Genomic DNA, 13,709 nt, shown 5'->3' with positions numbered 1-13,709 from the left:
TGGGCTGGATCGTAGTCGGGTCGCCGCCCCTGTGGGTGACGACCCCCCGCGCCTTCGGCGGCTACCGTAGCCGGAACGTTACGATCGGTCGCATCGATGGCCGAGGGGCTGGCAAACTCCCTGGTAATAGCGCGTAACCGGCCTGGCGGCGACGAGGCCGAGCCGGCGGCCCGGGCTCGTCGCCCAGGCCACCGACGCCCGCCAGAGTTATCTGCGGCGGGTGACGGCCCAGCGCCGGGCCAGGTCGGCCACGGTCCCCCAGATGCCGCGCCGGAACAGCAGCACGACCAGGACGAAGATGCCACCGGTGACCAGGCCGATCGCCTCGAACCCGGAGAACGACAGCCAGTCCTCCAGCCGGACGACGACGCCCGCGCCGAGCACCCCACCCCAGAGGGTGCCGATGCCACCGAGCACCACAACGATGACCGCCTTGCCGGAGGTGGTCCAGTGCAGCACGTCCAGCGAGACGAACCGGTGGCCGACAGCGAACAGCCCGCCGCCGAGGCCGGCGATGAACCCGGAGAGCACGAACGCGGTGAGCTTGTAGCGGTGTACCGGGTAGCCCAGTGCCCGCGCCCGGGCCGGGTTGTCCCGGATGCCGACCAGCACCCGACCGAACGGCGAGTGCACGATCCGCCAGGCGGCGGCCAGCCCGAGCAGCACGATCGGCAGGATTGCGTAGTAGAAGAAGTAGTCGTCGGTCAGATCCAGGCCGAAGAACGAACGGGGCACCCCCTGGAGACCGTTCTCACCCTGCGTGACCGAGCGCCACTCGTTGGCCACGTAGTAGACCATCTGCGCGAACGCCAGGGTCACCATCGCGAAGTAGATGCCGGTCCGCTTGACCGCGAGGTATCCGATCGGCACCGCCAGAACGGCTGCGGCGAGGGCGCCGGCCAGCACTGCGAGCGGGAACGGCAGGCCCGCGTGGATGGCCACCAGGCCGGTGACGTACGCCGAGGTGCCCCAGAACGCGGCGTGACCGAAGGACATCAGCCCGGTAAAGCCGAGCAGCAGGTCCACCGCGACGGCGAACAGCGCCCAGCAGAGGATGTCCACCGCGACCGCCGGGTAGAGGCCGTTGGGCAACCACGCCGCGACGGCCAGCCCGACGGCGAGCAGCGCGTACCGCACCCAGCCGGGAGCCCGGGCCACGGCGATCAGCCCGGACGGCGGCGTCGAGCGGGACGCGTCGGCGGCGGCAGTGTCCACGGTGCTGGTCATGCGGGAGCCTCCTCACGACCGAACAAGCCGGCCGGGCGCCAGAGCAGCACGCCGGCCATCACGACGAAGACGATGGTCTGCGAGACGATCGGGAAGGCCGACAGGTACGCCTCACCCCACGCCTGCACGAGGCCGATGCCGAAGCCGGCGGCGACCGAACCGAAGATCGAGCCCAGCCCGCCGATCACGACCACCGCGAACACCACGATGATCAGGTCGGCCCCCATCAGCGGGTTCACCGCGCGCATCGGTGCGGCCAGCACGCCGGCGAGACCGGCCAGCCCGATCCCGAAGCCGAAGACCGGTGTCACCCACCGCCCGACGTCGATGCCGAAGGCGCGGGTCAGGTCGGGCCGCTCGGTGGACGCCCGAACCACCATCCCGATCCGGGTACGGGTGAGCACCCACCACACCGCGACGCAGAGCAGCACCGCGAAACCGAGGATGAACACCCGGTACGTCGGGAAGTCGAAGAGCCCGAAGTTGACCGACCCGCTCAACAGCGACGGGGTCTCGTACGGGCTGGACTGCACGCCGTAGCGCAGCTTCACCAGATCCTGGAGGATCAGCGTCAGGCCGAAGGTGAGCAGGAAGTTGTAGAGCGGGTCGAGCCTGGTCAGCCGCTGGATCACGGCGCGTTCCAGCGCCATGCCGAGCAGTCCCAGCCCCACCGGCATGATCACCAGGGCCGCCCAGAACGGCACTCCCGCCTCGGTGAGCAGCACGTACGCCCCGAACGCGCCGAGCATGTAGAACGCGCCGTGCGCGAAGTTGACCACCCGCAGCATGCCGAAGATGACGGCGAGCCCGAGGGCGAGCAGGGCGTAGAACGCCCCGCTCACCAACCCGTTGAACGTGTTCTGCGCGAAGCCGCTCACAGCGAGCCGCTCACAGCTTGCAGTCCGCGGAGGGCGCGCGGAACGCCTCCGCGGCGGGGATCGTCTTGAGCACCTTCACGTAGTCCCACGGCTCGGTGACCTCGGCCTGAGGCTTCACCTGGGCCAGGTACGCGTCGTGCACCACCCGGTGGTCCTCGGCGCGGATCTTGCCGTTGCGCAGGAAGACGTCCTCGACCGTCTTGCCCTCCAGCCCCTTGACCACGGCGTCCGCGTCGTCGGTGCCGGCGGCCTGCACCGCCTCCAGATACTGCAACGCCGCCGAGTAGTTGGCCGCGTGCGCGAACGTCGGCCGGGTGCCGGCCTTCTGCTGGAAGCGGTCGGCGAACTCCCGGTTCTTCGCGTCGAAGTTCCAGTACCAGGCGTCGGTGTACGTGGTGCCGGCCAGCGCGGCCGGGGTGAGCGAGTGGATGTCGGTGAGGAACATCAGCCCCACCGCGAGGCCGACGCCCTTGTCGCGCAGCTTGAACTCGTTGTACTGCTTCACCACGTTGACCAGCTCGGCACCGGCCTGCATGGTGCCCAGCACGTTCGGCTTCGGGTTCAGGTTCGGCGCCTTGAGCAGGAAGGTGGAGAAGTCACCGCTGGTGTTCGGGAACGGCGCCCCGTCCTTGCCGACCACCGTGCCGCCGGCCGCCGTGATCGCGGTGGAGAAGCTCTTCTCCATGTCCTGACCGAAGGCGTAGTTCGGATACAGGATGTACCAGTTCTTGCCGATCTGCTCGGTGGTGGTCTTCCCGGTGCCGTTGGCCAGCATGTACGTGTCGTACGCGTAGTGGAACGTGTACTTGTTGCAGCTCTTGCCGGTCAGGTCGGTGGTCGCCGCGCCGATGTTGAAGTAGAGCTTCTTCTTCTCCTTCGCCACGTCGGCGACCTTCAGCGCCGCGGACGAGGTGGGCACGTCCAGGATCAGGTCGACGCCCTTGCGGTCGTACATCTCCTGGGCCTTGGAGTTGGCCACGTCCGGCTTGTTCTGGTGGTCGGCGGTCTCCACTGTGATGTTTCTGGTCACCGCCTTGTCGCCGTACTTCGCGGTGAAGTCGGCGATGGCCAGCTCGACCGCCGCCACCGAGTTCTTCCCGGACAGCTCCGAGTACGCCCCGGACTGGTCGTTGAGCACGCCCAGCACGATCTTGTCGCCGGTCAGTTTCTGGTCGCCACCCGACTGGGGGCCACCGCCGCCGCAACCGGCGACCAGCACCACCGCGGCTGACGCCACGGCCACACCCATCGTCCTGCGCATGCCCACTCCATCCATCCGGCGCGTCGTCGCGCGGGTCGTCGTTGAGAGAAATCAGATGCCGAGGTACGCGAGCAGTTCGCGTTCGCGCGAGCGCACCTCGGAGTTGTCCATCGCCTCGGCGACACGCCCCTCGGCCAGCAGGTAGTGCCGGTCGGCGACACCCGTGGCGAAGTGCAGGTTCTGTTCGACCAGCAGCACGGTCACCCCGTGCCGCTTGGCCTCGCGCAGCAGCTCACCGACCTGCTGCACCAGCAGGGGCGACAGCCCTTCGGTGGGCTCGTCGCAGAGCAGCAGCCGGGCGCCCATCCGCAGCACCCGGGCCAGCGCGAGCATCTGCTGCTCGCCTCCGGAGAGCATGGTGGCCGCGGAGTCCCGCCGGGTGTGGAGGGCGGGAAACGCCTCGTACACCCGCTCCAGCGGCCACGGGTCGGGGCCCACAGTGGGCGGCAGGGTGAGGTTCTCGGTGACGGTCAGGGTGGCGTAGCTGCCCCGGTCGTCCGGCACCCAGCCCAGCCCCAGGCGGGCCCGTTTGTGCGCCGGCAGCCGGGAGATGTCGCGGCCGTCCAGCTCGACAGTGCCGCGCTGACCGGGATGCAGCCCCATGACGCAGCGCAGCACTGTGGACTTGCCGGCGCCGTTGCGCCCGACCAGGGTGACCACCTCGCCGGCGGCGACGTCGAGGCTGACGTCGCGGAGCACCTGCGCCTCGCCGTAGAAGGCGGAGAGGTTCTCAATGCGCAGCATCAGCGGCTCCCAGGTAGGCGGTGATCACGCGCTCGTCGGCCCGGACCTGCTCGTACGGGCCCTCGACGAGGACCTTGCCGGCCTGCAGGACGGTGACGGTGTCGGCGAGTCGGCCGACCACGCTCATGTTGTGCTCGACCATCACCACGGTCCGGCCCTGGCGGACCCTGCTGATCAGCTCGACGGTGCGGTCCACGTCCTCCATGCCCATCCCGGCGGTCGGCTCGTCGAGCAGCAGCACCTTCGGGTCCAACGCCAGGGCGATGGCCAGTTCCAGGGCCCGCTTGCGCCCGTACGCCAACGACTCGGACGGTGCCTGCGCCAGGTCGACCAGCCCCACCATGGCCAGCAGCTCGTCGGCCCGCGCCGTGTAGCGACCCATCAGCTTCGCCGACCGCCAGAACCGCCAGCCCAGCCCGCTGGGCGACTGGAGGGCCAGCGCGACGTGCTCCCGAGCGGAGAGCTGCGGAAAGAGGCTGGTGATCTGGAACGAGCGGGCGACACCGAGCCGAGCCACCTGCTCCGGGGGCAGGCCGGTGACGTCCCGGCCGTCCAGCTCGATCCGCCCGGCGCTGGGGAGCAGAAAGCCGGTGAGCAGGTTGAACAGGGTGGTCTTGCCCGCGCCGTTCGGGCCGACCAGCGCGTGCACACTCTCCGGCGCGACGTCGAGGTCGACGTCGTCGACCGCCCGGAAGCCCCGGAAGTCGCGGGTCAGCCCACGGGCCGACAGGAGCGCTTGCCCGGCCATCGCCTCATCCTCCGCACCGTCGCCGCGACGGTCGGTTCGGTGACCGTGGTCACAGGCCCGTCGCGTGGACGAAACCTACGGCGGGCCGCACGAGTCGAGCCATGTCGATGGGATCCATATTCGCCCCGCAATTGACGTGCGCGAACTCCACCTCCCCGTGCCGTCGATTTGACAGGACCCCCTAGGTTGATGATCCACACAGCCCACCGGAAGGTCCCCACCCCATGCCCGTCGGCTTCACCATGGCGATCGTCTTCGCCGTCGCCCTGGCGGTCACCGCCGTCGTCGCCCTCGTCGCCCCCGCACGGCCGCTGAAGCGGATGGCCGCCCTCGCGGCGCTCGGCTTTCTCGCCCTCACCCTGGTGGTCGGCATCGCCTCCAGCGCCCACTCGGTGCCCATCCGCTCGGTGGGCATCGTCACCAGCTTCGGCAAGCCCACCGGCGAGGTGACCGGTTCCGGCCTCAAGTGGGTGGCACCGTGGCAGAAGGTCGGCGAGTGGGATGCCGGCCGGCAGAAGTACGACCACATCGGCGGCAACAACTGCGTACGGGTGCGCACCGGCACGCTCGCCGACGCGTGTGTCGAGGTGCTCATCGAGTGGCAGGTCAAGCCGGAGAACGCGCCGAAGCAGTTCATGGACTACAAGGGCGACTTCGTCAGCTTCCGGGGCCAGCGGGTGGGTGTGCAGCTCGACAGCGCTGTCAACGACGCGTTCGCCGCGTACAACCCGCTGGAGAAGATCGACGCCCAGACCGGTGACCTCAACGTCGACCTCAAGCCGTTCGCCGCGAACATCAAGACCAGCGCGGAAACCCGGCTCGCCACCGACGTGGACATCCTCTCGGTGACCATCACCCGGGTGAACCACGACGACAAGACCGAGGGCAACATCAAGGCGTTCCAGGACAAGCTGGCGCAGACCCGCAACCTGGAGCAGGACCGCAAGAACGCCGAGATCTCCAAGCAGATCACCGAGACCAACGCGAAGGTCGACAAGGTGACCCGCTGCCTGGAGATCGCCGAGAAGAACGGCGCCAACCCGGGGCTCTGCATCAACCCGGGCATCGTCACCGGCAAGTGACGGAGAGGCCGGCCCACACGTGGCGGGTGGGCCGGCTTCCGCGTCGCGTCGGTGGCGCCGACTAGGCGTAGCTGAACAACGGTGGAAAGACGAGGACCACGATCCACGCCCACGCGGCGTACACCGGCAGGTAGCCGGTCTGCCACCGTTCGAGCGCCGCGAACGGTGTGCGCCGCCGGATGAAGGCCAGCAGGAGCCACGCCGACCACGCGAGGTTGACCAGCAGGATGACGTTCTCGCCGAGCGCGGCCGCCCGGTTGGGCGTTCCGCCGTACTCGTCGGTGATGCGTCCGGTGATCTCCAACAGCACCAGCACGTCGATGGCCAACGCACTGACCACGAGCGCGAACTGGAGCTTGTCGAACGGGCCGGGCGGGGCCAGCGGATCGCGGGCCGAGAGCGAGTAGAGCAGCAGCCCCAGCACCACGACGAGCAGCAGGTCGAACAGGATCAGAGCTTCGCGCTCGACCTCGATGCCGTGGCTGGTCCAGACGACAGCGACGAGGAAGGCGAGCAGGGCGGCCGTGAAGAGCGGGGTGAACAGCCGGGTGAGGACCGGGGCGATGTTCTCGACGACACTCTGCTTGGCCTCGACCAACCACCCGGCCACGACGACCGCGGCCGCGGCGCCGCAGGGCAGCAGCCACTGCGAGATGAACGCCTCCGGGACGATTCCGATGGCCGCGAAGGTGTTGAACAGGAACGCGGCGAGCACGCCGCCGCCGAGGGCCATCAGTACGAAGTAGATGAACCACTCGCCGGTGAAGCGGATGAAGTCCATGCGTCGACGAGACGAGCGCCAGTCGTCGGCGACGTAGGCCAGACCGACCACGAGCCACAGGGCGATGGGGAGATGGACGCTGCTGACGACCACGGACTGCGAGTCGTCCGCCAGGGGATAGGCGTTTGCCGCCACCGCGCCGAGGGCGAACAGCGCCACCAGCACCGCGATCATCACCGGTCGGGCCTGCCGGCGCCAGGCCAGGAACGCCGCCAGCCAGGGCAGCGCGAACAGGGTGGCGTTCCGCGCGTAGAACGAGCCGTCGTCGTCGAAGCTCAGCCCGAACAGCGCTGGCGCCTTGACGGACACCACCGCACCCGCCGCGCAGCCGAACATGACCCACAGGTCCCGCCGGGAGCGAGCGCCGGTAACCGGACTGCCGGAGTCGCCGGTCAGCACCAACTGCTTCCACAGTCGCTCCGAATGCTCCCGGGCGAACTCGCGGGAGATGTCGTCGAGGCTGCCCATCCGCTTCACCGCGACCAGGAACGCCTCATCCGGGCTCAGGCCCGCCGCGACCAACTCGTCGACGGAGCCCCGAAGGTGGTCTTCGAGCTCGTCGGCGTCCGACGGTTGCAACTCCCTGCGACGCAGCACGTACTGGCGCCACTGCGCGAACTGCGCTTCCACCTGCTCGGGCCCGTCGTGTGCCGTCATGCGAGGCCCTCCAGCGGTTTCACCGTCAGCGGTGCACGGTCATGCCAGATCTCCTTGAGCGCGCCCACGACGGTGTCCCACTGCCGGCGCTGCTCGGCCAGCTCGGCCAGACCCTTGTCGGTGATGCGGTAGTACTTGCGTTTCCGCTCGCCGACGGCCGACTGCCAGCTCGCCTCCACATAGGCGAGGCGCTCAAGCCGGTGCAGCAACGGGTACAGCAGCCCCTCGGTCCAGTCCAACTCGCCGCCGGACAACTCGTTGATCCGCCGGAGGATGGCGTAGCCGTAGCTCTCACCCTCGGCCAGGATGCCGAGCACCATCGGTGTCGCCGAGGCGGCCACCAGATCCTTAGCGACCTTCACCAGACCTCACCACGCTCCCCCAACCCAAGCCTAGAACCATTATGCATAGCAGTGCTAGGTATTGGAGGGTGCAACGGGCCAATCACCTGGTGTCGGCGAGGCCGCCCGGAACGGTCCTGCCACTGAACGGCAGCTGTCCAAGATCGCCAGGTGTGGCGGATGAATGGGGCTGGGTCACGCCGAGTTCGACGGGCACCGGCGCCGAGCAGCCTCGGCTAGTCCAGGGTGACCACCCAGCGAGCGCCCTCGCCCCGGGCCAGCCGGTCGAACGCCGAGGGCGCGTCGTCCAGCGGGAGCGTGCCGCTGACCAGCACACCCAGGTCCAGTGCACCGTCGGCGAGCTCGGCTGCCAGCACGGGCACCTCCCGGTCCGGGTCGGATGAGCCGTACACCGAGGAGCGCAGGGTCCGCGCGGAGTGGAAGATGTCCAGCGCGCCGAGGCTGACCATGTCGTCCTTGGCGCCCATGCCGACCACGGTCACCGCTCCCCCACGCCGGGTGAGCCGCCAGGCCGCCCGGATGGTGGCGGCGCGACCGACGCACTCGAAGGCTTGGTCGGCGCCCCGGCCCTCGGTGCGCGCCCGCACCTCCTTGGACAGGCGGTCGTCGGAGAGCAGGAAGTCGGTCGCCCCGGCGGCGAGCGCCAGGTCGCGCTTGGCCTCGGCGACGTCGACGGCGAGGATCGTGGTGGCGCCGGCCCGGCGGGCGGCGGCGAGCACGGCGAGGCCGACCCCGCCGAGGCCGATCACCGCGACCGACTCACCGGGTGCGACGCGGGCGGTGTTGCGCACCGCGCCGGTGCCGGTGAGCACCGCGCAGCCCAGCAGGGCGGCCTGCTCCGGGGGCAGCCCGGCGGGGATCGGGATGACGGCGTTGTCCGGCACCACCACCGCCTCGGCGAGCGCGCCGAGGCCGAGGGTGAGGTGCAGCGGGGTGCCGTCGTCGGTCTCGCCACGCCCAACGGTGGGCGCGGTGGTGGCGGCGCACAACCAGGGCTCGCCGTGCCGACACCACCAGCAGGCCCGGCAGGCCGGCGCCCAGTTGAGCACCACCGGGGTGCCGACCGCCAGCCGGCTGCCGGGCCCGGTCTCGGCCACCACCCCGGTCGCCTCGTGCCCGAGCACCAGCGGGAACCTCGCGGCGAGGGTGCCGTTCACCATGGACAGATCGGAGTGGCAGACACCGGCGGCCCGGATCGTCACCCGCACCTCGCCGGGACCGGGCGCGGGCAGGCGTACCTGCTCGATTCGCAGCTCGGCGCCGGCCCCACGCGCGACCAGGGCGCGGACGGTGACCGGCGCGCCCGCAGGCTCGCCGCCGCCCGACGCGGCCGGGGACGACTCGGGGGCGCTCATCGCTGGATCGCCTTCAGCTCGCAGAACTCGGCGAGCCCGTGCACGCCCAGCTCCCGGCCCAGGCCCGACTGCTTGTAGCCGCCGAACGGGGCGAGCGGGTTGAACGAGGCGCCGTTGATGTCGACCGCCCCGGTGCGCAGCCGGCGGGCCACCGCGAGCGCCGCGTCGGTGTCGGCGGACCAGACCGCGCCGGCCAGCCCGTACTTCGAGTTGTTGGCGATGGCGACCGCCTCGTCGGTGTCGGCGAACGGGAGGACAGCGAGCACCGGACCGAAGACCTCCTCCTGGGCGAGTGCGCTGTCGGGGTGCACGTCGGCGAAGACGGTAGGGGCCACGAAGTGCCCCGCAGACGGCACCGCGGCGTCGGGGCCACCGGCGACCAGTCGGGCGCCATCGGCCAGGGCCCGGTCGATGTGACCGCGGACCCGCTCGGCCTGGGCGGCGGAGACCAGCGGGCCGAGGCGGGTCGCCGGATCGAACGGGTCGCCCAACCGGTAGCCGGCCACCGCCTTGGCGACCAGGTCGAGTGCTTCGTCGTACCGGTCGCGGTGCACGAGCATGCGGGTCCACGCGGTGCAGGTCTGCCCGGAGTTGAGCAGGGCGTTGCCGACGCCCACCTTGACCGCGGTGGCCAGGTCGGCGTCGGGGAGGATCACGTTGGCGGACTTGCCGCCCAGCTCCAGCGCGACCCGGGCGATCCGGTCGGCTGCCAGCCGCATGATCCGAGCACCGGTGGCGGTGGAGCCGGTGAACGAGACGAGGTCGACGTCGGGGTGCCCGGCCAGGGCCTCGCCGACCACCGGCCCGGTGCCGGTCACCAGGTTGAGCACCCCCGGCGGCAGGCCGGCCTCGGTGACCGCGTCGAAGAGCAGGTACGCGGTCAACGGGGTCATCTCGCTGGGCTTGAGCACCACAGTGCAACCGGCGGCCAGCGCGGGCGCCAGCTTCGCCATCACCTGGTGCAGCGGGTAGTTCCACGGGGTGATCGCACCGACCACGCCGATCGGCTCGCGGACGACGAGGGAGTTGCCGATCGTCTCGTCGACCGGTGCGCGGGCGGCGAGCGCGACGTGGTCGCGCAGCACGGTCAACGGCAGTCCGACCTGCACCCGGGTGGCGAGCTTGAGCGGCGAGCCCAGCTCGACGGCGATGGTGCGGGCGAGGTCGTCGGCGCGTGCGGCGAGCGCGGTGTGCAGCCGGTCGAGGTCGGCGGAACGCTCGGCGGGAGCGGTGGCCGACCAGCCGGGGAAGGCGGCGCGGGCCGCGGCCACGGCGCGGTCCACGTCGGCCGGGGTGCCGGCCGGCACCTGCCCGATCAGCTCGCCGGTGCTCGGGTTCTCCACGTCGATCAGGTCGGTGCCGGCGGGCGACGACCATTCGCCGCCCAGGTGCAGGTGGCGCCGGAGGCGCAGGGCGTCGGACAGCTGCGACGGCGAGGCGGCGAGGTCCATGTCGTCCCTTCGGGTGGTGGTCGATGGGCGATGGCGACGGGGTCGCGATGGGGGATGGCGACGACGTCGCGGCGGGCGATGAAACTAGCGCTGGGAGTTTGGACGCTACCCGTTGGGCCGCCCGGACTCCACAGTGCCGACGGTGCGGGCGTACTCGGCGGCCAGGCCGTACAGCAGGGCGTCGAGGCCCAGCGCGAAGGCGCCCTCGTCCACGCTCTGCTGGTGCTCGGCGAGCCGGTGCGCCTGGCGCAGGTGCGGGTAGTGCGCGGCGTACAGCTCCGGGTCCTCGACGAAACCCCGGGCGAACGAGCCGAGCGCCGACCCGGCCACGAAGTAGCGCAGGGCCGCGCCGATGTGGGTGGCCCGCGCGGGCGGCCAACCGGCGCGGACCAGCCCGCCGTAGACCGCATCGGCCATGGCCAGCGCCGCCGGTCGGCGGCCCGGCCCCTGCGCCAGGTACGGCACGATGTTCGGGTGCGCGGTGAGCGCCCGCCGGTACGACCAGGCCCAGTCGAGCAGCGCGGCGGCCCAGTCCCGGCTGGCGAAGCCGCTGGTGTCGACGGCGCCGGTGACCGTGTCGGCGACCGCGTCGAGGATCTCGTCCTTGGTGGCGAAGTGGTTGTAGAGCGACGGCCCGCGTACGCCCAGCTCGGCGGCGAGCCGCCGGGTGGAGAAGGCTGGCAGGCCCTCGGCGTCGATGAGCGCGGTGGCTGTCTCGACGATCAGCTGCCGGGTCAGCCGGGGCTGGCGGGGTCGGGGCACTGCGCTCCTCGCGGGTCTCGGCCGTCAGGTCTGGACGCGGCAAAACTTGCACCGCTAGTTTAAGGGTGACCGGCTGCGCCGACGCCAGGAGGACCACGTGGACTTTTCGCTGACCGACGAGGAGCGGGCGGTGCGGGACACCGTCCGATCGTTCATCCGCCGCGAGGTGATGCCCCTGGAGGCGGAGGTGCTCCGCCGGGAGAGGGCGCACCAGCCGGGCCTGGACCACTCCGAGGTGCGTGAGCTGCAACTCAAGGCGCGCAAGTTCGGCTTCTGGGGCCTGGCCACCCCCGAAGAGTACGGCGGGATGAACCTGCCGGCGGTGCTCCAGTCGTTGATCTGGACGGAGCTGGGCCACACCTTCGTGCCGTTCCGCTTCGGCGGCGAGGCGGACAACATCCTGTTCCACGCCACCGAGGAGCAGAAGCAGGAGTTCCTCATCCCGACCATCGAGGGTGAACGGCGCTCCTGCTTCGCGATCACCGAGCCGGGTGCCGGCTCCGACGCCGCGAACATCCGGCTCTCCGCCCGCCCCGACGGCGACGACTGGATCCTGGACGGCGAGAAGACCTTCATCACCGGGGGCCACGACGCCGACTTCGCCATCGTGGTCGCGGTGACCGACCGGGAGAAGGGCGCCCGCAACGGCGGGGCCACCGCGTTCCTGGTGGACCGTTCGATGGGCTGGCGCTCGGAGTTCATCCAGACCATGGGCGAGGGCGGGCCCGCGTCGCTCATCTTCGACGGCGTACGCGTGCCGCACCGCAACATCCTGGGCGAGATCGGGCAGGGCTTCACGCTGGGCATGGAGTGGATCGGCAAGGGCCGTTACACCATCCCGTCGCACGCCATCGGCATCGCCGAACGGGTCCTGCAGATGGCCATCGACTACGCCAACACCCGCGAGACCTTCGGCACGAAGATCGGCACCAACCAGGCCATCCAGTGGATGATCGCCGACTCGGAGACCGAGCTGGAGGCGGCCCGCTGGCTGGTGCTGCGCTCGGCGTGGACGGTCGACCAGGGCCTGGACCCCCGGCACGCGTCGTCGATGGGCAAGCTCTACGGCGCCGGCATGGTCAACCGGGTCGTCGACCGGGTGCTCCAGATCCACGGCGGCATGGGCTACACCCGTGAACTGCCCATCGAACGCTGGTACCGGCAGGTCCGGCTCTACCGGATCTTCGAGGGCACCGACGAGATGCAGCGACTGATCATCTCCCGGGATCTGCTGCGCGGCTACACGAAGATCGGTGGCCACCTGGCCTGAGCCCGCGTGAGTGGTCTCAGACCACCGGCCGGCCGTGCCCCGCCGCGGGCGCGGCCGGCCTCACCCGACCAGCGCGGTCAGCGCGGCGTCCACGTCGGCCTCCGTGGAGTAGAGGTGGAACGAGGCACGGACCCGCCCGGCGCGCACCGCCGCCCGGATGCCGGCCGCCTCGAGGCGCTGCTCCGCGTCGGGCACGTCGACGCTGACGATGGCGCTGTCCCCCGGCGGCCGGCCCAGCCCGGTCAGAAACCGGTTGGCCAGCGCCACGTTGTGCTCCCGGATCGCCGGCACGCCGATCTCGGCGACCAGCTCCAGGGCGGGCGCCGCACCGACCCAGCTGAACCAGGCCGGCGAGATGTCGAACCGGCGGGCGTCGTCGGCCAGCCGCAGCGGCGGACCGTAGTAGGAGGCGTGCGGGTCGCGGCCCGCATACCAGCCGGCCGCGTCCGGACGCAGCCGCTCGCGCAACGCCGGGGCCAGATAGGCGTACGCGGTGCCGCGCGGATTCATCAGCCACTTGTAGCCGCCCACCGCCACCACGTCGGCCCGGCTCCCGTCGAACGGCAACCAGCCGCACGCCTGGGTCGCGTCCACCACCACCAACGCGTCGTGCGCGCGGGCCGCCGCGACAATTTCGTCGTACGCGGCGACAGCACCGTCGGCCGACTGGACCAGACTGAACGCGACCAGGTCGGTGTCGGCGTCGATCGCGCCGGCCAGCCCGTCCACCGGCACCGTGCGGACCGTGACGCCGCGGCCCTCCTGGACCAGCCAGGGGAACAGGTTGGAGGTGAACTCGACGTCCGGCACCACCACCGTGGCACCGGCCGGCAGCGCCGCCGCGACCGGCGCGAGGATCTGGGACACTGCGGCACCGACCGCCACGTCGCTGTCCGGCACGTTGATCAGACCCGCGACCGCGGTACGGGAGCGCTGCACCGACTCGCCCCACCCCTCCCACGACGTGCTGCCGACCCGCCACGCGGCGAGAGCGTCCTGCAACGCCGTCCACGCCGGCTCGGGCGGCAACCCGTAGGAGGCGGTGTTCAGCCAGCCGGGTTCCGGCTGCCACAGCTTCTGTGCCTGCTCGATCTCCATGTGCTCGACGCTAGGCGGCACGGCCCCGAACGG

13 protein-coding genes are annotated in these 13,709 nt (G+C 70.9%); 2 read left to right on the top strand and 11 right to left on the bottom strand.

The window, feature by feature from the left end:
- Nucleotides 1-207: 207 nt before the first annotated feature.
- The 5 genes from CLT68_RS17470 to CLT68_RS17450 are packed head-to-tail and all read right to left on the bottom strand — an operon-like array spanning nucleotide 208 to nucleotide 4,858.
- Nucleotides 208-1,227 (bottom strand): branched-chain amino acid ABC transporter permease, encoded by a 1,020-nt coding sequence (locus CLT68_RS17470; RefSeq protein WP_099852207.1) that lies wholly within the window; start codon nucleotides 1,225-1,227, stop codon nucleotides 208-210.
- The gene (locus tag CLT68_RS17465) at nucleotides 1,224-2,105 is read right to left on the bottom strand and encodes a branched-chain amino acid ABC transporter permease (protein ID WP_099852206.1); all 882 of its coding nucleotides are present in this window, start codon (nucleotides 2,103-2,105) and stop codon (nucleotides 1,224-1,226) included. The genes CLT68_RS17470 and CLT68_RS17465 overlap by 4 nt, the downstream gene beginning before the upstream one ends.
- Before the next feature lie 10 nt (nucleotides 2,106-2,115).
- On the bottom strand, nucleotides 2,116-3,366 hold the full coding sequence (locus tag CLT68_RS17460) for an ABC transporter substrate-binding protein (protein WP_486482210.1): 1,251 nt from the start codon (nucleotides 3,364-3,366) through the stop codon (nucleotides 2,116-2,118).
- A 51-nt stretch (nucleotides 3,367-3,417) separates the two neighbouring features.
- Nucleotides 3,418-4,110, bottom strand: coding sequence for a branched-chain amino acid ABC transporter ATP-binding protein (locus CLT68_RS17455; protein ID WP_099852203.1), 693 nt, complete (start codon nucleotides 4,108-4,110; stop codon nucleotides 3,418-3,420).
- Nucleotides 4,097-4,858 carry an ABC transporter ATP-binding protein gene (locus tag CLT68_RS17450; RefSeq protein ID WP_099852202.1) on the bottom strand — a complete coding sequence of 254 codons (762 nt, stop codon included), beginning with the start codon at nucleotides 4,856-4,858 and terminating at the stop codon, nucleotides 4,097-4,099. The genes CLT68_RS17455 and CLT68_RS17450 overlap by 14 nt, the downstream gene beginning before the upstream one ends.
- A 224-nt stretch (nucleotides 4,859-5,082) precedes the next feature.
- Here CLT68_RS17450 and CLT68_RS17445 point away from each other — a divergent pair, with 224 nt between their 5' ends.
- Complete coding sequence (locus tag CLT68_RS17445; protein ID WP_099852200.1) at nucleotides 5,083-5,940, top strand: SPFH domain-containing protein; 858 nt, start codon at nucleotides 5,083-5,085, stop codon at nucleotides 5,938-5,940.
- A gap of 61 nt (nucleotides 5,941-6,001) precedes the next feature.
- Here the strand turns inward: CLT68_RS17445 and CLT68_RS17440 are convergent, their stop codons facing one another.
- From CLT68_RS17440 to CLT68_RS17420, 5 genes are all read right to left on the bottom strand, one after another.
- On the bottom strand, nucleotides 6,002-7,378 hold the full coding sequence (locus tag CLT68_RS17440; RefSeq protein ID WP_099852199.1) for a permease prefix domain 1-containing protein: 1,377 nt from the start codon (nucleotides 7,376-7,378) through the stop codon (nucleotides 6,002-6,004).
- A complete protein-coding gene (locus tag CLT68_RS17435) occupies nucleotides 7,375-7,740 on the bottom strand; it encodes a PadR family transcriptional regulator (protein ID WP_099852197.1) in 366 nt (121 codons plus the stop codon). The genes CLT68_RS17440 and CLT68_RS17435 overlap by 4 nt, the downstream gene beginning before the upstream one ends.
- A 215-nt stretch (nucleotides 7,741-7,955) precedes the next feature.
- Nucleotides 7,956-9,095: an alcohol dehydrogenase catalytic domain-containing protein gene (locus CLT68_RS17430; RefSeq protein ID WP_486482209.1), complete on the bottom strand. Its 1,140-nt coding sequence runs from the start codon at nucleotides 9,093-9,095 to the stop codon at nucleotides 7,956-7,958.
- A complete protein-coding gene (locus CLT68_RS17425) occupies nucleotides 9,092-10,546 on the bottom strand; it encodes an aldehyde dehydrogenase family protein (RefSeq protein ID WP_099852196.1) in 1,455 nt (484 codons plus the stop codon). The genes CLT68_RS17430 and CLT68_RS17425 overlap by 4 nt, the downstream gene beginning before the upstream one ends.
- Nucleotides 10,547-10,651: 105 nt before the next feature.
- Complete coding sequence (locus tag CLT68_RS17420; RefSeq protein WP_088947394.1) at nucleotides 10,652-11,308, bottom strand: TetR/AcrR family transcriptional regulator; 657 nt, start codon at nucleotides 11,306-11,308, stop codon at nucleotides 10,652-10,654.
- A gap of 97 nt (nucleotides 11,309-11,405) precedes the next feature.
- Here CLT68_RS17420 and CLT68_RS17415 point away from each other — a divergent pair, with 97 nt between their 5' ends.
- Nucleotides 11,406-12,578: an acyl-CoA dehydrogenase family protein gene (locus tag CLT68_RS17415; RefSeq protein ID WP_099852194.1), complete on the top strand. Its 1,173-nt coding sequence runs from the start codon at nucleotides 11,406-11,408 to the stop codon at nucleotides 12,576-12,578.
- A gap of 60 nt (nucleotides 12,579-12,638) precedes the next feature.
- On the opposite strand, the gene CLT68_RS17410 is transcribed toward CLT68_RS17415, so the two are convergent.
- Nucleotides 12,639-13,676 (bottom strand): aminotransferase class V-fold PLP-dependent enzyme, encoded by a 1,038-nt coding sequence (locus CLT68_RS17410; RefSeq protein WP_099852193.1) that lies wholly within the window; start codon nucleotides 13,674-13,676, stop codon nucleotides 12,639-12,641.
- Nucleotides 13,677-13,709 lie beyond the last annotated feature (33 nt).

This window comes from Micromonospora sp. CNZ299, assembly GCF_002754415.1.
This window is presented reverse-complemented; position numbering and strand designations above follow the sequence as displayed.

Coding starts and splice junctions, on each gene's coding strand:
- CLT68_RS17445 (WP_099852200.1), top strand. CDS start 5,083: ATGCCCGTCGGCTTCACCATGGCGATCGTCTTCGCCGTCGCCCTGGCG.
- CLT68_RS17450 (WP_099852202.1), bottom strand. CDS start 4,858: ATGGCCGGGCAAGCGCTCCTGTCGGCCCGTGGGCTGACCCGCGACTTC.
- CLT68_RS17455 (WP_099852203.1), bottom strand. CDS start 4,110: ATGCTGCGCATTGAGAACCTCTCCGCCTTCTACGGCGAGGCGCAGGTG.
- CLT68_RS17440 (WP_099852199.1), bottom strand. CDS start 7,378: ATGACGGCACACGACGGGCCCGAGCAGGTGGAAGCGCAGTTCGCGCAG.
- CLT68_RS17460 (WP_486482210.1), bottom strand. CDS start 3,366: ATGCGCAGGACGATGGGTGTGGCCGTGGCGTCAGCCGCGGTGGTGCTG.
- CLT68_RS17425 (WP_099852196.1), bottom strand. CDS start 10,546: ATGGACCTCGCCGCCTCGCCGTCGCAGCTGTCCGACGCCCTGCGCCTC.
- CLT68_RS17410 (WP_099852193.1), bottom strand. CDS start 13,676: ATGGAGATCGAGCAGGCACAGAAGCTGTGGCAGCCGGAACCCGGCTGG.
- CLT68_RS17470 (WP_099852207.1), bottom strand. CDS start 1,227: ATGACCAGCACCGTGGACACTGCCGCCGCCGACGCGTCCCGCTCGACG.
- CLT68_RS17430 (WP_486482209.1), bottom strand. CDS start 9,095: ATGAGCGCCCCCGAGTCGTCCCCGGCCGCGTCGGGCGGCGGCGAGCCT.